At 41.4% G+C, this 18,379-nt stretch carries 13 protein-coding genes and 3 tRNA genes; 14 read left to right on the top strand and 2 right to left on the bottom strand.

Annotated elements, in window-relative coordinates; translation table 11 throughout:
* Nucleotides 1–16: 16 nt before the first annotated feature.
* From HXT58_RS05200 to HXT58_RS05160, 9 genes are all read left to right on the top strand, one after another.
* Complete coding sequence (locus HXT58_RS05200; RefSeq protein ID WP_101892184.1) at nucleotides 17–973, top strand: hypothetical protein; 957 nt, start codon at nucleotides 17–19, stop codon at nucleotides 971–973.
* Between the two features lie 56 nt (nucleotides 974–1,029).
* Nucleotides 1,030–2,592 carry a glutamate--tRNA ligase gene (gltX, locus tag HXT58_RS05195; protein ID WP_415705793.1) on the top strand — a complete coding sequence of 521 codons (1,563 nt, stop codon included), beginning with the start codon at nucleotides 1,030–1,032 and terminating at the stop codon, nucleotides 2,590–2,592.
* A gap of 190 nt (nucleotides 2,593–2,782) precedes the next feature.
* Nucleotides 2,783–2,855 (top strand) — tRNA-Glu (locus HXT58_RS05190).
* A gap of 40 nt (nucleotides 2,856–2,895) precedes the next feature.
* Nucleotides 2,896–2,967: transfer RNA gene (locus HXT58_RS05185), tRNA-Gln, on the top strand.
* A 549-nt stretch (nucleotides 2,968–3,516) separates the two neighbouring features.
* Complete coding sequence (locus tag HXT58_RS05180; RefSeq protein ID WP_004105623.1) at nucleotides 3,517–4,809, top strand: metallophosphoesterase; 1,293 nt, start codon at nucleotides 3,517–3,519, stop codon at nucleotides 4,807–4,809.
* Nucleotides 4,810–4,900: 91 nt separating this feature from the next.
* Nucleotides 4,901–6,262 carry a UDP-N-acetylglucosamine 1-carboxyvinyltransferase gene (gene murA / locus HXT58_RS05175; protein ID WP_004109784.1) on the top strand — a complete coding sequence of 454 codons (1,362 nt, stop codon included), beginning with the start codon at nucleotides 4,901–4,903 and terminating at the stop codon, nucleotides 6,260–6,262.
* A gap of 190 nt (nucleotides 6,263–6,452) precedes the next feature.
* A complete protein-coding gene (locus HXT58_RS05170; protein ID WP_421775626.1) occupies nucleotides 6,453–7,991 on the top strand; it encodes a serine/threonine protein kinase in 1,539 nt (512 codons plus the stop codon).
* A complete protein-coding gene (locus HXT58_RS05165; protein WP_421775625.1) occupies nucleotides 7,985–8,365 on the top strand; it encodes a hypothetical protein in 381 nt (126 codons plus the stop codon). The genes HXT58_RS05170 and HXT58_RS05165 overlap by 7 nt, the downstream gene beginning before the upstream one ends.
* 54 nt (nucleotides 8,366–8,419) lie before the next feature.
* On the top strand, nucleotides 8,420–10,735 hold the full coding sequence (locus tag HXT58_RS05160) for a hypothetical protein (protein ID WP_415705797.1): 2,316 nt from the start codon (nucleotides 8,420–8,422) through the stop codon (nucleotides 10,733–10,735).
* Nucleotides 10,736–10,830: 95 nt separating this feature from the next.
* On the opposite strand, the gene HXT58_RS05155 is transcribed toward HXT58_RS05160, so the two are convergent.
* Both HXT58_RS05155 and HXT58_RS05150 read right to left on the bottom strand, forming a co-directional pair.
* Nucleotides 10,831–10,903 (bottom strand) — tRNA-Ala (locus HXT58_RS05155).
* Nucleotides 10,904–11,018: 115 nt separating this feature from the next.
* Nucleotides 11,019–11,705: a DedA family protein gene (locus HXT58_RS05150; RefSeq protein WP_004105614.1), complete on the bottom strand. Its 687-nt coding sequence runs from the start codon at nucleotides 11,703–11,705 to the stop codon at nucleotides 11,019–11,021.
* A 227-nt stretch (nucleotides 11,706–11,932) separates the two neighbouring features.
* Here HXT58_RS05150 and HXT58_RS05145 point away from each other — a divergent pair, with 227 nt between their 5' ends.
* The 5 genes from HXT58_RS05145 to HXT58_RS05125 all read left to right on the top strand — a co-directional run bounded on the left by HXT58_RS05145 (nucleotide 11,933) and on the right by HXT58_RS05125 (nucleotide 18,294).
* Complete coding sequence (locus tag HXT58_RS05145; RefSeq protein WP_004105612.1) at nucleotides 11,933–12,676, top strand: hypothetical protein; 744 nt, start codon at nucleotides 11,933–11,935, stop codon at nucleotides 12,674–12,676.
* A gap of 130 nt (nucleotides 12,677–12,806) precedes the next feature.
* A complete protein-coding gene (rpsO, locus tag HXT58_RS05140) occupies nucleotides 12,807–13,076 on the top strand; it encodes a 30S ribosomal protein S15 (RefSeq protein ID WP_004109774.1) in 270 nt (89 codons plus the stop codon).
* 364 nt (nucleotides 13,077–13,440) lie between these two features.
* The gene (locus HXT58_RS05135; protein WP_064340706.1) at nucleotides 13,441–16,203 is read left to right on the top strand and encodes a polyribonucleotide nucleotidyltransferase; all 2,763 of its coding nucleotides are present in this window, start codon (nucleotides 13,441–13,443) and stop codon (nucleotides 16,201–16,203) included.
* A gap of 247 nt (nucleotides 16,204–16,450) precedes the next feature.
* Nucleotides 16,451–17,314 carry an aldo/keto reductase gene (locus HXT58_RS05130; RefSeq protein ID WP_064340693.1) on the top strand — a complete coding sequence of 288 codons (864 nt, stop codon included), beginning with the start codon at nucleotides 16,451–16,453 and terminating at the stop codon, nucleotides 17,312–17,314.
* A 14-nt stretch (nucleotides 17,315–17,328) separates the two neighbouring features.
* A complete protein-coding gene (locus tag HXT58_RS05125; protein ID WP_004105603.1) occupies nucleotides 17,329–18,294 on the top strand; it encodes a polyphenol oxidase family protein in 966 nt (321 codons plus the stop codon).
* Nucleotides 18,295–18,379: the final 85 nt, after the last annotated feature.

The raw sequence follows: 18,379 nt of genomic DNA, 5'->3' as shown, positions 1-18,379 counted from the left end.
GCGAAGGAGCATTGAAATGGTTAATTCTGTTGATTCTGTCAAAGATTCTGAAGATATTAAAAATAATGAAAAAAGTATGCTAATGCTGAATGATGCAGCGCAATCTGCCGCAAAACTAACAGAATTATGGCCATTGACGGAAGCGCGACACTTAGATAACGACGCAAAATATGCGGAAAATCTTGAGGTGCGCTCAATGCGAGCAATAGCACGAATACTCACGAATCTTGACGTTACCGTTCCGGATGCTGAATTTGTGTATGAAGGCGCGGATGAAATTCCTGGACGTCCGCAAGAAATAGTAGACGCGCTACTTGCTGCCGCCGATGCTTACGACAATATGGATTCATGCTATGAGCCTAACTATGATGAAGCAGAAGAAGAAATACTAGAAAATAGTAATAATATAAATTCTATTTTTAGTAAGATTGCATCTCATTCTGCCGAAGATTCTAATGCAATAAATGCAGCAGCCGATACGTTAAATGTTGAAGGTAATTGGAGTATTAACAATATCGACTTTGCAATTAATTATGCGAAACAAATGGTTTCTTGTTATGAAAATAAATCATTGGAAACGCAAAAAATTATTGTAGTTTTAAGCTTACTAACAAATCTAATTAAAAAAACTAACGAGATTTGCGAAACTTTACCAATCTTCTTATATATTAACGAAATATGTGAGTGTGCTGGTTTGCCGCGAATGATGTTCAAGGATGCTCAATGGCGTGAGATTGTTGATTGTGTGCGCAATTCTAGTGATAAGTGTAATTGTGATATAAGTGCGTTGGTCAATTTTATTTCGCCGCTGCTTATTTCAGAGTGGGAAAAGCATCGTGAAGACGTGCTGTGGGATCCTGAAGTTGCGAAGAAGCTCGCAAAAGAAGAGGATGATAGAAAGTCCCGCGAGGCTCTTGCTGCGAAGTTTGCGCACGTTGAGGGTAATAAAGAATCTACGCAGGCGCTTGATTAGTTTTTAGGTTGACTTATGTTTGATGCGAATGCTGCACGTCCGTAACGCGCGGCACAATGGAACCTATGACTGATATCGAGGAAACTCAAGAAGTTGCTAATAATGCAACAAAATCCGCAAAGCCTGAACTTCCAAAGAATGTTCGCGTGCGTTTTTGCCCTTCGCCAACCGGTACACCTCACGTAGGTATGGTTCGTACCGCGCTATTTAACTGGGCGGAGGCTCGCCATACTCACGGCAAATTGCTGTTCCGTATTGAAGATACCGATAATGAGCGCGATAGTGAGGAAAGCTACCAGCAGATTATTGAGGCTCTTCGTTGGCTCAATATTGATTGGGACGAGGGCATTGATGTTGGTGGAGATAACGGACCGTATCGCCAGTCCCAGCGCATGGAAATTTATAAAGACGTAGCACAAAAGCTTTTTGAAGCAGGATACGCTTATGAATCCTTCTCTACTCCTGAAGAAATTAAGGAGCGTAATATTGCTGCTGGTCGTCCTGCTGAATTTGGTTACGATGGCTACGATCGCAATCTTACGGAAGAACAGAAGCAAGCTTTCCGCGACGAAGGCCGCAAACCTGCACTTCGCTTGAAGATGCCAAATGAAGACATTACTTTTAACGATTTAATTCGTGGCGAAATCACCTTTAAAGCTGGATCTGTTCCAGATTATGTGATTGTGCGCCCGAATGGCGATCCACTTTATACGCTTACAAACCCTGTTGACGATGCGTTAATGGATGTGAACGTTGTTTTGCGCGGTGAAGATATTCTTAGCTCCACGCCTCGTCAGATTGTGCTTTACCGTTACCTTATGGAGATGGGCATTGCTAAGGAAACTCCACTTTACGGCCATATGCCTTACGTTATGGGCGAAGGTAAGAAGAAGCTTTCCAAGAGAGACCCTGAGTCCAACTTGTTCTTGCATAGAGATAACGGATTTATTCCAGAAGGCTTACTGAACTACTTGGCTTTGCTTGGCTGGTCGATCGCTCCTGATCGTGACGTGTTCACTATGGACGAAATGATTGAAAAGTTCGATGTGCGAGACGTTAAGGCAAATCCTGCACACTTTGACTTAGACAAGGCGATTTCCATCAACGCTGAGCATATTCGTATGCTCGATCCGCAAGATTTCTTGAACCGTTCTGTGCCTTACTTGCATAAGGATGGCGTAGTTAGCGCAGATAATTGGGATGCGTTAACTGACCGCGAGCGTGAAGTACTCACAGCTGCAGCTCCTCTTGTACAGCCTCGCGTGCGTTTGCTTGGTGAAGTCGCTGGAATGGTTGGAAGCCTGTTAAGCGAAGATGGCTACATTGTTCCAGATGACGACGCTCGTAAACAGTTGAAGGAATCTGCAGGCGAGGTTCTTGACGCTGCGCTCGCTGCTTTGAAGGGTGTTGATGCCGCTGATTGGCACACTGATTCCTTGCATGAGCTTTTGAATAAGAAGCTTGTTGAGGAAGCTGGTTACAAGCCGCGCTTGGCATTTGGTCCTGTGCGAGTTGCACTTTCTGGCCGTCGCGTTTCTCCGCCACTGTTTGAGTCCATGGAAATCGTGGGCAAAGACGTGACTTTGGCGCGTTTAGCTGGATTGCGTGAGCATTTGTAAATCACCAATAATTTATAAGCTCAAATAAAATTTGAACAAGGTGGGAACGTGGCACTATTGCTACGTTCCCGCTTTTTTATTTGTTTTATGTTTCGTTTAATATATTTTCGACACGCCGCGGTTGCGTATTGAGTTGTTATGTTGTAAAGTCGCTATTTGTTGCGTCAAGAGGCGTAGCTGATAAATGAAAGCCCCCGTCGTCTAGCGGTCTAGGACTACGCCCTCTCACGGCGCCAACACCGGTTCAAATCCGGTCGGGGGTACGAAGACGGAACGGTCCCAAGAGCCGCGAAGCCTGCCAATTGGGGTATGGTGTAATTGGCAACACAGGTGATTCTGGTTCATCCATTCTTGGTTCGAGTCCAGGTACCCCAGCGAATAGCTCTCGTAGAACGAGGGCTTTTTTGTTATCTATCTGTATTCCTGCGATTTGCCTCAGCGCGCGACCTTTTCTTTACGCGGCTGTAAAGTTTTGGTCGGATTAAGGTGATAAAACGGCAGTTTCTTTACATGCGTGCTCAGTTTTTGCCGTTTACCGCGCTTGTACACGCTTATCCCGTTTACTACGCTTGCCGCACGCTTCTTATGCAGCCTTAAAATCAAAAACCCCGGTGCGTGACCGGGGTTAGAGAAAGAAGAGAAGAAGAGAGGTTTAAGTTATTAAAGTCAAATTCAACTACTTGCTTGTAGTTTATTTCCTTTTGATGTATATATAATAACCACCTTATGCTGAGTGCAGTAATGCGATTACCTGTGAATTGTCTGTGAATTTGTAACTATTTTACTGAAATTGCACGTTTTTATCGCTTTTGGGTTATTTCTTATCAGTATTTGCTTAATTTAGTATTTTTGAATGTAAATAATTTATGTAAACTTGCGAACAAAATTGAGTGAGTCGCGGCATATCTGCCGTATGCTTAAAGTATGACTGATTCTGCACAATCCGAAGCTAATGCATCTGCGGCACTTCCTTTATCTGTTTCGGCGCGTTTAGGACGTTTGCAGTTCCATCTTTCTGGTAAATTCCGAGTGCTTCAGTGTGCAGATGTTCAAGATGGGTTACGTATTTCACAAGACACCATTCGACTTATTGCTTCTGCTTGCGATGCTGTGCGACCAGATCTTGTAGTTTTTAGCGGAAACCAGATTGCAGGTTATGAAAAAGTATTTGCAAAAACTTTTCAGCGTAGACGCTGGCAGGAATCTTCCAATATTTCGTCTTCTGATAAGAAGCAATTGGTTGATAAAGTGCACGAATTCGTTGCTAAGTTAATGAAGCCGTTAGAAGATCGCAGTATTCCATGGGTTGTTACTTATGGTAATCATGATTTCCAGTGCGGTCTAAATAATGAAGAGCTTGATAAGATATATCAAGATTTTCCATGTTGCATGAATCGTAGTGCTTCTAGTACATCTTCTGCAAGTGCTATGCAATCGACAAAATGTGTGTTGCCAAAGCAGATTATTTTTACATGCGAGCCTGGTACTTTTGCCTTACCTGTTATGGATGAAAAGCATGAAAAGGTTGTTTTTTCAATAGTTTTAGTTGATTCTGGAGATTATGCTAAATCAGGCGGCTATGGTAGCCCTTCTAAAAAAACTATCGAGTTTATTTCTGGTCTTTCTTCTTATTTGCCTGAGCATATTTGCGTTTTTCAGCATTTTCCATTGCCGCAATATTATCGTGTTCTTCGCGAAGTTCCGCAAGAACTTGCTGCGCGCGAACATGCTATCGAGGGGTATCGTACTTTTGCTGGCCGCTATTATGCTCTTGACGAAAAACATGTTCTGCCAGATGGGTATTTAGGTGAAGGAATTAGCTGCCCTGACGTCGATAGTGGCGAATATGCTGCTTTGCTTGATGCCGGAGCTTTTGCGCTAATTGCCGGTCACGATCACCGCAATTCTTTCGCAGCTAAAGATCCCGAGAGTAATATGCTATTTGTTGCTACTCCTACATGTGGTTTTGGATCTTACGGTCCTGAACCTGCTAAAAGAGGCGTGCGCTTGCTCGAATTTGATATTCGTCATCCGTTTGAACCGCGTACGCAAATGCTTGAATTTGGGAATCTTGTTGGCAAACCTTCTTCCAAAAAAGCCTATACTTATGCTCTTACAGCTGAGTCTGAGCATGAATTGCCAGAAGTAGATTTATTGCGTAAACCATCATTGCTTACTAGATTGATTCGTCGATGGCGTCAACGATCTACGCGCTAATTTAATCAGTTTTAATAGATTGCATGAGCGCGTTGGCAAATATGCCGGTATTATAGTGAATAGTGTTTTAGCGCGAACGAAAGAGGTAAATGTGTCCGCACACAATACGGCTGAACAGAACAACAATAGTGGCATTGACGCTGCAGATGTGTTGCATGTAGAAGGTGGTAAGCCGCTTAATGGCACTATTAAAGTGCGTGGCGCAAAAAACTTTGTTAGCAAAGCTATGGTTGCAGCTTTGTTGGCACCAGGTAAGTCTGTTCTAAAAAACGTTCCTGAAATTCGCGATGTTCATGTAGTTTCTGATCTGTTGCGTTTGCATGGTGTTGACGTTGAGGTTAATGGGCCTGAAGGCATTGTGACAATTGATGCCACAAAAGTGCAGCTCGCAGATGTAGCTGACGTCGACACTCTTTCTGGTTCGTCTCGTATTCCAATTCTTTTTTCTGGTCCTCTTCTTCATCGTCTTGGAGAAGCGTTTATTCCTGCGCTTGGAGGATGCAATATTGGTGGTCGTCCAATTGATTTTCATCTTGAGACGTTGCGTAAACTTGGTGCAAATGTAGATAAAGATCATGAGGATGGTATACATATTACTGCACCTAATGGCTTACATGGCACTAAAATTCATTTGCCTTATCCTTCTGTCGGTGCAACCGAGCAGACTTTGCTTGCAGCGGTTCTTGCAGAAGGTCGTACAGAGCTTTCCGGAGCTGCAATTGAGCCAGAAATCATGGATTTGGTAGCCGTTTTGCAAAAGATGGGTGCGATTATTTCTGTAGACGTTGACCGTACTTTCCGTATTGAAGGAGTAAAAGAGCTTCAAGGATACACTCATACGTCATTAACTGATCGCATTGAAGCAGCTTCTTGGGCTTCTGCTGCTCTTGCAACACACGGAGATGTGTTTATTAAGGGCGCAACTCAGCCAGAAATGATGACTTTCTTAAACGTGTTCCGTAAAGTTGGCGGACAGTTTGATGTTACAGATAAAGGAATTCGTTTTTGGCATCCGGGTGGGGATTTGCATCCTGTTGCTATTGAAACCGATGTACATCCTGGTTTTATGACTGATTGGCAGCAGCCTCTTGTTGTTGCGCTTACTCAAGCGAAGGGCTTGAGTATTGTGCATGAAACTGTTTATGAAAATCGTTTTGGCTTCACGAAGCCACTTGTGCAAATGGGAGCTATGATTCAGCTTTATCGTGAATGCTTAGGTTCGCTTCCTTGCAGGTTCCAGCAGCGCAATTACAAGCATTCTGCAGTTATTTTCGGGCCTACTCCGTTGACTGGTCAAGATATTGACGTACCTGATTTGCGCGGAGGCTTTAGTCATTTAATTGCAGCTCTTACTGCTCAAGGTCCGTCGAATGTGCGCGGAATTTCGCTAATTGATCGAGGATATGCAGATTTTAGAGGCAAACTTTTAGCTTTGGGTGCTAATATCGACTGATATATTCTTCTACTTCTTCTACAAAACGTGAGTTTTGTAGGTTTATAAGCTTTTATCCACAATGCTATAAAAAGCTTTTTTACGCATAAATTTATCGGTACAGTAGTCGCAACTGTAATTCAATTACTCAAAAAATTAACTGAAATATTTGATGAGTAGTTGTAGTTTTCAATATTGCGGAGGCGTAACGATGGTTTGTGTAGGCGGACGCTATCAGCTGCTTGGTGAGCTGGGGCGTGGTGGCACTTCAACAGTCTTTCTTGCTGTTGACACCGTTTTGCACAAGCAATGGGCTGTTAAAGAAACGCTTTTGCAAGGAGACGAAGAGTATCAACAGCATATTATTCAATCCTTACGCGCTGAAGCGAATGTTTTAAAGGAATGCGATCATCCAGCTATTCCGCGAATTGTTGATTTTTTTGAAGAAAATGGTAGAGCTTATGCTGTTCGCGATTATGTAAAGGGGCGTTCTTTAAAATCTATTGTAGAAGAATCTGGATTGCAAAATGTTGAAACTGTTCTTGATTTAGGTATGCAACTTTGCTCAATACTTTCTTATTTACATTCGCATTATCCGCCAATTATATACGGTGATCTTAAGCCTTCTCAGGTTATGATTTCAGAAGATGGCACAGTCCGTTTGGTTGATTTTGGTGCTGCAACGCAATTATATGCAAACGGGGGAGTGCTTGATTTACGCACAATAGACCAGTGCGACGCTCGATTTGCTACTAATATTTTTACTGCTCCTGAAATTTTGAATGAAAACTCTGCAGCAACTACTTCAAGCGATGTGTATTCGATTGGAATGACATTGCGTTACGCATTATTGCCAACTGAAGTGTCTAAAACAGACGTGCAATCTGCTGTACTATTGCCTCACGAGAATCGTGAAGTAGTAGAACAATTAGTGTCCGTGCTCGCAATAGCTACAGCTACTAAACCATCTCATAGATATAAAGATTGCGAAGAAATGTTTTCTGCACTGGAAGCGTGTGAGCATACAGAAAAACATTCACAACAATGCGACACCTCTACGAATGTATTGCGACGTAAACAATGCAAAAATAGTTCTAAGCCTGGAAAAAAGCGCTATGCAATTACGGCATTAATTGTTATAGTGCTAGTTTTTATAGTAATTTTATTCAACTGCTTAGGTTTATTTGTGGGGAATGCTTTTGTAAATCGAAATAAGCAATCTTTTAATGGTGAGCCAAGTAGTAAAAGAATTGAAGCAATACGCAAAAATAATAAAAGTTACGATTCTTACATGCAATTAGCTGAGCGTGAAAGCAATTCGGATATTGCGTGTCGATATATTTCTCATGCAATGCAAGTGCAAAATAGCATGCGCAATAAGAAATATATAAGCAAAATGTCATTTAAACCTCTCCAAATTTTATTGCAAATTCAACTTGCAGATCAGCAATGGAGTGTCAACGAAGAGCAATGTTTTGTTGGTTTGATTAATAAATACGAGCAAAACTTGCGTCCTGTAAATAAAGATTGGTCGAATATTTCTATAGAAATAGGCAAAGCGTATTGGTACTATTTTGCAGGATTTTCTGGAAAAATTTCGCAAACAGAACGATTATCTCGTATGCGAGTAGCAAAAGTATGGTTCCAAGAGGCTCAAAAATATGAGAAGGATGCGAATGAAACGTCTTCGCAAACTGTAGAAACTAATTCTGATGACATATCGCATACTGTTTCAAATCAAAAATGTTAAGCGCGTACATCGCTATTTCTGACGCTTATGCGCAACTTGTTGATGTTTCTAAAGATTGTGCAAGCGTAGAAAGATATAAAAATTATGTGAATCAATTACAGCAGTTAATGCAAATTGTTGAGAAAGATCACGGAGACGTCTTATTCGTGGATACTGGAGAACTAGTTTTGCAATCAATTCATTCGTGGTTGCCAATGTTCCTAGAAAGTGGATCCAGTAAACAAGAAATTCAGCAAATGTGCGACAAGGCAGAATATCTTCTTAAACAAGCGCATGTGTCAAATGATGAAGCTGTAAGTAGAAAGAAAAACGCAATCGACAGTGTCAAAAAAGTTCAAGACGAAATTAATCTAGCTTTTTTGCAAAAGAAATAAAAGAAATAATAAAAAAGGGGGGAATAAATGTGTAAACAAAGAAATTTGGGGGATATGTGTTTTTTCAAGCGACTTAAATGCGGTTGCGCTCGCATTGGTGTCTATATTGGGATTATTGCATTTATTAGTGTTGCTATAGTTGCTGCATTATTGCCACTTAATTCTATTGCGTATGCGAAAAACAGCTATAACGCAGCCAAAGGATTGCATATAGCAAATGTTTCTGTTATGACAAAACAGAAAACTGTTCGCACTCAAGGCGAGTACATGTTTACTAAACGTTCTGCTTCGCTACTTATAACTTTTGATGGATTGGACGCTTCGGAAATTAGGAACGCGCATAAAGCTACTGTTAGCGTTGGAAGATATCAAATAGTGAGTGCCAAAGCTGATTTAGCTAAGATTGAGGCGGTGTCGTCGCTAGTTAATATTCGTTATAAGATCCGACCTCGAGTATTAGGAATAGTAAGAGTTGAATTGCAAAAAGAAGGAATATATGATTTGCAAGATATCTCTATAAGACTTGCTGCTGTAACAATGCATCCTAAACGCATATGGGGAGGAGTTGACTCTAATCCTCATGTTTCAAAGCAAACTAACTATATTTCTAATGAAAATAGACTTTCTGGCAACAAATTGTGCTCTCGTAAGCCAATATTAAGCATTCCTGATTCAGTTTTGAATGCCTCAGATTTAACAAAAGATAACTCTTATAGCAAGCGTTCACGATATATTGTTATTGATAAAATTGCTCCTCGCTTGAGTGTTAGCTATGATAACAACGCATCGTATGAAGGCAAATATTTTCGTAATAATCGAGCTTCAAGAATATTAATACAGGATGATTCGTTCGTTTTCTCGTATTTGCTTCATGATTCTTATCCTATTGCGAAAGTTTTTGCTGATGGTAAACAGGTTATGGTACTTACAGCTAAAAGCTTTAAAAACGATGGCGTGCATACAAATATGTGGTATGCTGATGTTTCTTTTTCGGGGGATGCTTCTTGGGATGTTCGCTATTGTGTTGAAGATCTATCAGGTAATGTGAGTTCTTCTATCAGTAATAAATTCATTATTGATACGCTTGCGCCAACTGTTTCTATTACTGGAGTGCAACAAGGCGGAGCATATTCTCATGCTGTAGTTCCAACATTAGTTATAAAAGATCGTTGGTTAAAACCTGAAAGCGTAACGTATTCGCTGAGAAGAATGCGATATGCTAAGGAATTGCATTCTTTTGTGCCTAAAAAAGCTGATTCGCAAAGCGTAAGTGTGCAATACGCAGGTTTTTATAATGGAACTCAAGACGATGACGTGTATCAACTTCAGTGGAGTGCTAAAGATTTAGTAGATCATGTTATTTCTGGTAAGTTGCAATTTTCTATAAATAGAAGCGGTTCATCATTTAGTATAGATAGTTCCACTAAAGCAATGAATCGTAAACAATTGCAAAATGCTAAAGATATTCATATTGAAGAACTCAATCCTAGCGGATTGGCAAGTCCTGCAAAAATTAGTGTTATGCGAGACGGTGTAGAGAAGATTTTGTCAAAACAGGATTTTTCTGTAAACAGTCGCATAGATCATGGCTGGCAACGATTGACTTACACTATTTTCAAACGGAATTTTGCCGATAATGCTCATTATCGTGTACGTGTTATGTCAGTAGACAAAGTAGGAAATCATTCTTGTAGCGAAAGTGCAGTTAGCAAAAAAGAAGGAATGTTGCAATTTGCACCAGCTTCCGTGCAATTTACAGTAGATAATCTTGCTCCAATCGCAACAGTGTTTGATATGCAAAATAATTCTACTTATCGCACTAATAAAGAAGGAAAAACTTTACGTATTAGTGCAAAAGATAACATAGCATTGCAATATGTAACAATCGATGTTGATGGTAAAACAAATCGCATTTGGAACGGTAAAGATGTGAATAAATCAGTTTTATCTACAAAACTAAAACCAGACGGTTTTACTCATGACGTATTAGTAAAAGCTGCAGATTATGCGGGAAATATAACAATTTTGCAATATAAAAATGTAAAAATTGTTTCTATTGCAAATAAGCTTGTAAAAAAATCTGAAGCAGATAAAAAATCTAAAAATAGCGAGAGTAAAGACACTGATAGTTCTGATGATGGTTCAGATGATGGCTCCGACAATAGCTCCGATAACGATGATTGGATAGCTCGTTCGCAAGTGAAAAAATCGGAAAAATCTTTTGAAAATGCTGATTCCTTTAAACGAAACTCGGTAAATTATATAGGAATTGTGGCTTATATTTGTGCTGGAATTATAGCAATTCTTTGTGCTGTATTAGGAATTAGCATTATTTTTAAAAAGAAAATTAACGTAAGTAAGCTGTTTTAATAGTTTTAATGGTTTTGATAGTTTCGATAGATTTGATAGGCATTGTGCAAGAAAATAAAAAGCCCACTGCGGTGGAATGAATGCAGTGGGCTTAGTGGAGCTAATGGTAATCGAAACCACGACCTCTTCGATGCGAACGAAGCGCTCTACCAACTGAGCTATAGCCCCAATGTCTAAGACAAATCATCTTACGACAACTCTGCACACTGTACTACAAAGCTTGTATAAAAACAACATTTCTTGTAGTGCAGCGTGCTTGAGTGTCGTAAGTTAAAATACTAGTTTATTTGTTTTCTTTATTAAGTTTTGCTGTTTTCTTTGCTTTGTGTGCTTTGTATAAACCAATAAAAGTTGGCACAAGCGAAATAAGCAAAATTGCAACAATTACTAATTCAAAATTCTTCTGTACGAAATCAATCTTGCCGAAGAAATATCCAAGAAATGTGAAAAGCGACGACCAAATGAGACCGCCTAGTACAGAAAATGGTGTGAAGCGTATCCAACGCATTCCAGAAATTCCGGAAATAAACGGCATAAAAGTGCGTATGAATGGGAAGAATCTACCCAAGAATACTGCCAGCGGACCCCATTTATCAATCATTTTTTCGGTTTTTGCAACTCGTTCTGGAGTGAGCGCTTTTACTTTCCCAGATTCTACAATCTTTCGTCCGAAGAAATGACCAATAAAGTAATTGCACTGATCGCCAATAATTGGGGCTAGCCACACTACGGCAAGTAATAGTGGAAGTGGAAGCGCGCTATGACCTGTTTGAGCGTCAGGAGCTGCAAAAAAGCCTGCTGCAAAAAGAAGTGAATCTCCTGGGAGGAATGGGAAGAATACTACGCCTGTTTCAATAAAAACAATGAGAAAAATAAGGCCTAATGCTGGAGCTGTGCCCATTGCAATCCAACTTGCAATAGCTGAGCGTGGATCCTTGAGTAGGTTAACAATAAAATGAATAAATCCCATAATGTCCTGTCATAAATTTTGCGTATTTAGTGACGCTTGTTAATTAAAAATCAAGCGAAACAACTGTTATTTTGAGCCTAGCAGTCGCCATAAACGGTTGACACTTTTTGTGCACACGCTATCAGTTAATTGCGTTATAACATACAATAATAATTAGTAATGTAATGTTGCATGGTTAAAACTTGAGAAATTGCTTGGCGATTAAAGATTGGCAGGAGAAGTAACGCATGAAGTTAAATGATGAGCATGATGGTGAACATCCACAAAGTTTTGCTCCGCTAAGGCCTAGGAAACGTTCTGCTCGCGTAATCAATGCTAATGAAGTTCCGAAAAAGAATGATGATTCGAAAAGCAAAATTCCTGACGAATATGTAAACATTGGTTTGCCGGAAACAGACTTATCGATTGCTGATTTTTCTCGTAAGCATTCTAATCCAAAGAATTGGTGGATTTATTTTGGCGTTCTGCTTGTTGCTATTGTTATTCCGTATTGGATTGGTCGCACTATGGCAGCTCGTCATACTTCGTGGGTTATTTCGCATTGCTCTGGATTATCTTCGCAAGGTGTTGTTTTTATTTCGTGGGTAATCACAGTGTCTGCTTTTACAAGTCTTGCTATGGCGTTAATTGACACTCATCGTTGGATTTGGCGGATAATGTTTGCTGTTTTTCTGGCTTTAGAACAACTTATTGCCGGATTATGCATGCTAAACATGAGCTTTTGGTATTCGACGTATGTGGTTTATGGTCACGCTTCAGGTTTAGCGAATGCGGCAAATCTTGGCATTATTTCTGCAGGTATTGGAGTAGCTGTATTTGCTGTCATTTTTGTTGGTTTGCTTGTCATTGTTCCTAAAACCTCGGCTTTGAATGTTCTTACGCGTAGTTGGGCGTCGTTCATAATGTTTTATGCAATTGAGGTTTTGGCAATATTAGCGGTTATTTTTGGTGGTTTTTTGACAGCAATGTAATATTTAGATTTTGCGAAAATGAGTTGTTTGCAAGTGGTTGTACAATAGATATTTGGCGTGTAACGCCCGCGGATTGAGAGCGCTACAGCAGAAGGTTGTGGCACCGCGCAGTGATATTAAGGAGGACGCCGTGGCATTAACGGCTGAAGATAAGAAGAACATTATCAACGAATACGCGACGCACGAGGGTGACACGGGTTCCCCAGAAGTGCAGGTCGCTTTGCTTAGCAAGCGCATTGCTGACCTTACTGAGCACTTGAAGGAGCACAAGCACGATCATCATTCTCGTCGTGGTTTGTTGCTCATGGTTGGTGATCGTCGTCGTCTTCTCGATTACTTGAAGCGTGTTGATATCAACCGTTATCGTTCTTTGATTGAACGACTCGGCTTGCGTCGATAGTCTTATTGCCCGGGCTTAAGCTCGGGCTTTTGTATTATTTATACGTTTTGCTTAATTGTTAAATGCATAAATTGTTCACTCATGCGCAATATTTGGGGAAAGTGTAGTGGGCAATATTTAAAATTTATAACTAAAAAGTAATTTATAACTAAAAAGAATTAACAAATAATTCAACACATAATTGAAAATTGAAGCATAACTTAATACGGATGATTGAAGTAACCGAAACAAAAAACACTACGAAATATTGACGTAACGCAAGTGTTGCAAAGAGTGCAAATGTTCGCATATAGGTAATAATGCGAAGTCGTCAATGTTATTACGCATGTTGGTTGATTAGGTAAGTTAAGAAAAGGAGGAACCCGTGGAGGGTCCCGAAATTAAGGCTGTAGAAGCCGTTATTGATAATGGTTCATTTGGTAAGCGTACGCTACGCTTTGAAACTGGTCGACTTGCTCAGCAAGCAGATGGTGCTGTTGCCGCATATTTGGATGACGATTCCATGATTTTGTCGACGACGACTGCAGGATCTAGCCCGAAGGAAAATTACGACTTCTTCCCATTGACTGTTGATGTGGAAGAAAAAATGTATGCTGCTGGAAAGATTCCAGGTTCGTTCTTCCGCCGTGAAGGTCGTCCTTCTAACGAAGCAACGTTGGCATGCCGTATTATTGATCGCCCGTTGCGTCCATTGTTCCCACACACTTTACGTAACGAAGTGCAAGTTGTTGAAACAATTTTGGCAATTAATCCAGATGATGCTTACGATGTTATTGCTTTGAATGCGGCGTCTGCATCTACTATGATTTCTGGCTTGCCATTTGAGGGTCCAGTTTCCGGCGTTCGTTTGGCTTTGATTGATGGCCAGTGGGTTGCTTTCCCACGTTGGAGTGAGCGCGAGCGTGCAGTATTTGAAATTGTTGTGGCTGGTCGTGTGATTGAAAATGGCGATGTTGCTATTGCAATGATTGAAGCTGGTGCTGGTAAGAATGCTTGGAATTTGATTTACAATGATGGTCAAACCAAGCCAGATGAGCAAGTTGTAGCCGGAGGTTTGGAAGCTGCAAAGCCATTTATTAAGGTTATTTGCGATGCTCAAAATGAGTTGAAGCGTATTGCAGCTAAGGAAACTAAGGAATTCCAACTCTTCCCAGAATATACTGACGAACTTTATGCTCGTATTGACGAGATTGCTCATGCTGATTTAAATGAAGCTCTTTCTATTGCTGAAAAGCTTCCTCGTCAAGATCGTATCGCTGAAATTAAAGAAGGCGTGCGTGCTGCAATCGCTGAAGAATTCACTGATATGGACGAAGCCGAAAAGGAAAAGGAACTCGGCAATGCGTTTAAAGAATTGCAGCGTCAAATTGTTCGCCGTCGTATTTTGACTGAAGATTATCGTATTGATGGTCGTGGTTTGCGCGATATTCGTACGCTTTCTGCAGAAGTTGATGTTGTGCCTCGCGTGCACGGTTCTGCACTCTTCCAGCGTGGTGAAACCCAGATTTTGGGTGTGACTACTTTGAATATGCTGAAGATGGAGCAGCAGGTTGATGCGCTTTCTGGTCCACAGACTAAGCGTTATATGCACAACTACGAAATGCCTCCATACTCCACTGGTGAAACTGGTCGCGTTGGTTCTCCAAAGCGTCGTGAAATTGGTCACGGTGCTTTAGCTGAGAAGGCTTTGGTTCCAGTATTGCCTGGACGCGAAGAGTTCCCATACGCTATTCGTCAGGTGTCTGAAGCTATTGGTTCTAACGGTTCTACTTCTATGGGTTCCGTTTGTGCTTCTACGCTTTCTTTGCTTGCTGCTGGCGTGCCTTTGAAAGCTCCAGTTGCTGGTATTGCTATGGGCTTAGTTTCTGGCGATGTTGATGGAAAGCATATCTTTAAGACTTTGACTGATATTCTTGGTGCAGAAGATGCATTTGGTGATATGGACTTCAAGGTTGCTGGTACTTCTGAATTCATCACTGCTTTGCAGCTCGATACGAAGCTTGACGGTATTCCAGCTGATATTTTGGCTGCCGCTTTGCAGCAGGCACATGAAGCTCGTACAACGATTCTTGAAGTTATTAACGAGTGCATTGATTGCCCAGCTGAGATGAGCCCATTTGCTCCACGCATTATTACAACCACAATTCCTGTAGACAAGATTGGTGAAGTAATCGGACCTAAGGGCAAGATGATTAACCAAATTCAGGAAGAAACTGGTGCTGAAATCGCTATTGAAGATGACGGTACTGTTTACATTTCTTCTGAAGGCGGCGAAGCTGCTGAGAAAGCTAAGGGAATCATCGATTCTATTGCAAATCCTCGCGTGCCAAAAGCTGGTGAAACTTTCACAGGCAAGGTTGTTAAGACCACAAGTTTTGGAGCTTTTGTGAATTTGACTCCTGGAACTGACGGTTTGCTTCACATTTCACAGATTCGCAATTTAGCAAATGGTGAGCGCATTGACACTGTTGAAGATGTGCTGAAGGAAGGCGATAATGTTGAAGTTATCGTACAAAGCGTAGATGAGCGTGGCAAGATTTCTTTGGCTATTCCAGGTTTTGAAGATCAAGAATCTTCTGCTCCAGCAGTGCGTGAAAATCGTTCCCGCGGTTCTCGCGACGATCGCGATTCTCGTGATTCTCGTGGCGATTACCGTCGTTCTCGCCGTGACGATCGCGATAATCATGATCGTGCGGATCGTGCAGAGCGTCCTCGTCGCCGCATGCGCGATGATCGTGACGATCGAGATCGCATGGATCGAAATGACCGATACGCGGATCGCGATAACCGTTATGATGACCGCAGCACTCGTCGCGACGACCGTCGTGCGGATCGTGATGACCGTTACAGTGATAACGATTTTGATGAGCGTCCTCGTCGCCGCATGCGCGATGATCGTGACGATCGTTACGAAAATCGCGACGATCGTGAAGAGCGTGCAGACCGTGACGACCGTGAAGATCGTTCAAATCGTCGAGATTCAGAAAATCGTCGCGTATCTGATCGAAAGCCGCGTTATGCAGCTGATGACGATCACTATGACGAGTATCGTTCGGCTCGTGAAGAGCGCGCAGAGCGTCCTCGTCGCCGCGTGCGTCGCGATTTTGATCCATTTGAGGAAGATTAATCGCGCAAATAGTATTAAAGCAAAATTATTGCTAGATACTAAGTAAAAAATAAATATTCGTAGAAATGCCTTCAAGCTGCGTTTGCGTTTGGAGGCATTTCTTTTAGATAGCTATTTAAATGTTTTATGTAATCTGTGCAATAAAATAAAATATAAAAAGTAGTAAAATATTGTGACTGCGTAAAGTAGCGTAATGCAATAATAAATACTTACGGAAAATATAAAACTTACAAAATAGGGGTGAAATATGGTCATGCATCGCGCATTAGGTTCGTTTGATACAACCGCTATTGGTTTTGGCGAAATGCCATTGACAATAGAAAATAATCTTGGTCACGATATGGGAATTAAGACAATTCACGCAGCTCTTGATGCAGGTTGTACGCATATTGACACAGCTTGGGCATATTACTGCTCTGGCGGCGAGGAACAAACTGGTGAAAAGCTTGTTCGTGAGGCTTTAGAAAGCTGGAAAGGCGACAAATCTTCTATTTTAGTTGCAACAAAAGTCGGTCACTTCCGTAACTTTACTGACGGACGACCAACGTGGGGTAAGGATGGTAAGCCAGAGCATTTGATTCGTCACGCTAAAGAGTCTGCAATGGCTTTAGGCGTTGACACTATTGACTTGCTTTACTTCCACAGGCCAGATCCGGAAGTTCCATACAATGAGTCTATTGAAGCAATGCAACAGTTGCTTGACGAAGGTGTGGCTCGAGAAATCGGTATTTCTAACGCTTCTGTAGAGCAAATCGATATTGCACGCAATATTTTAGGAGAAAAGCTAGTAGCAGTGCAAAATCAATATTCTCCAGTTCATTTAGAGAATGAAGATACGTTGCAATATTGTGAAAAGCTTGGAATTGCTTTTGTTTGCTGGAGTCCTCTTGGTGGATTCCGTCATCCTTATGACGAGCATCTTTTCGATCCATTCCGCAAAGTTGCAGAAAATCATGGCGTAAGCTATCAGCAAGTAGTTTTGGCTTGGGAACTAGCTAAAGGCGATCACATATTCGTAATTCCTGGAGCTCACAGACCAGCTACAATTTTAGATAGTTTGAAAGCTTCCGATTTGCAATTAAGCAATGAAGAATTGGCTTATTTAGGCTGAAAGAAAACAATAAAATGCAAGAAACAAGCGTAACTGGTATGCCGTTGCCTCACGAAGATGAGGACGGTACGCCAATTCCTGTGACTATTCCGGTGGCTTTAGGAACTCACACTCATGCAGTTTTTACTACTAGATTGGGTGGAATTTCTGAAGGCTCATTTGCTTCACTTAATTTAGGCGGACGCGCAGGAGATAGTGAGGAGGCTGTAGCAAGCAATCGCGCAGCTTTACAAAAAGCTTTGCAAGCTGACTTGTCGCTTGTTGCTCAAGTTCATAGCAGAGAAGTATTTGACGCAGATAGTGTAGTAGATTCATGGAATACTTCTTACGGCTTTGATGCAACAGGTTTTGCGGATTCGCAATTGAGAATTGAAGCAGATGCGCAAGTTTCAACTGCGTGCTCGCTTGCATTAGGAATGTTTGCTGCAGATTGTTTGCCAGTTTTACTTGCGGACGACGAAGCTGGAGTAATCGCTGCAGCGCATTGTGGGCGAAAAGGATTGATGGCTGGAGTGCTTGATGCTGTTATCGAAGCAATGTGCGAAAAGGGAGCTGAGCGTTCTCGTATAACAGCAGTGCTCGGTCCATGTATTTGTGGAGATTGCTACGAAGTTGGTGAGAGTATTGCGCGCGATTTTGAAAAACGTTACCCGCAAACTGTAACAAAAACTCGTTTCGGTGGAATCGGTATTGATATTGCTGAAGCTGCTCGCATTGATTTAGCACTCGCAGGAGTTGCGAATATTGTTGACGCTTTGCCGCGAGTTACAGCTGCAACGCAATATTTATCTGAAGATGAGGAATTGCGTACGATTTGCGAAGTAGATGGGGAAGGTGAATCTTTGCCAGAACGTTTGCAAAATTTGCAAAACCCAATGTGCACTTTGGAAAATCCACTCTGGTATTCTCATCGACGTGCTAGTTTAGCTGGAAAATCGCATGAAGGTAGACTTCTTGCTTTAGTAATTCGCGACAAATAATCACATATGCTATATAAACAGTACTGTATTTGAGCTAGGTAGTAAGTGCAGTTGTGTGAGCTTAGCAAAAACGTGCGCAACACAC

This window comes from Gardnerella sp. KA01000 (assembly GCF_049244035.1).
In the GTDB taxonomy this organism is placed as follows: domain Bacteria; phylum Actinomycetota; class Actinomycetes; order Actinomycetales; family Bifidobacteriaceae; genus Bifidobacterium; species Bifidobacterium leopoldii.
The sequence above is the reverse complement of the archived record's forward strand: the minus strand, read 5'-3'. Positions and strand labels throughout refer to the sequence as shown.

Bases quoted from the DNA above. Each gene is read 5' to 3' on its own strand.
- HXT58_RS05200 (WP_101892184.1), top strand. From the start codon at position 17: ATGGTTAATTCTGTTGATTCTGTCAAAGATTCTGAAGATATTAAAAAT.
- gltX (WP_415705793.1), top strand. From the start codon at position 1,030: ATGGAACCTATGACTGATATCGAGGAAACTCAAGAAGTTGCTAATAAT.
- HXT58_RS05180 (WP_004105623.1), top strand. From the start codon at position 3,517: ATGACTGATTCTGCACAATCCGAAGCTAATGCATCTGCGGCACTTCCT.
- HXT58_RS05170 (WP_421775626.1), top strand. From the start codon at position 6,453: ATGGTTTGTGTAGGCGGACGCTATCAGCTGCTTGGTGAGCTGGGGCGT.
- HXT58_RS05165 (WP_421775625.1), top strand. From the start codon at position 7,985: ATGTTAAGCGCGTACATCGCTATTTCTGACGCTTATGCGCAACTTGTT.
- HXT58_RS05160 (WP_415705797.1), top strand. From the start codon at position 8,420: ATGTGTTTTTTCAAGCGACTTAAATGCGGTTGCGCTCGCATTGGTGTC.
- HXT58_RS05150 (WP_004105614.1), bottom strand. From the start codon at position 11,705: ATGGGATTTATTCATTTTATTGTTAACCTACTCAAGGATCCACGCTCA.
- HXT58_RS05145 (WP_004105612.1), top strand. From the start codon at position 11,933: ATGAAGTTAAATGATGAGCATGATGGTGAACATCCACAAAGTTTTGCT.
- HXT58_RS05130 (WP_064340693.1), top strand. From the start codon at position 16,451: ATGGTCATGCATCGCGCATTAGGTTCGTTTGATACAACCGCTATTGGT.
- HXT58_RS05125 (WP_004105603.1), top strand. From the start codon at position 17,329: ATGCAAGAAACAAGCGTAACTGGTATGCCGTTGCCTCACGAAGATGAG.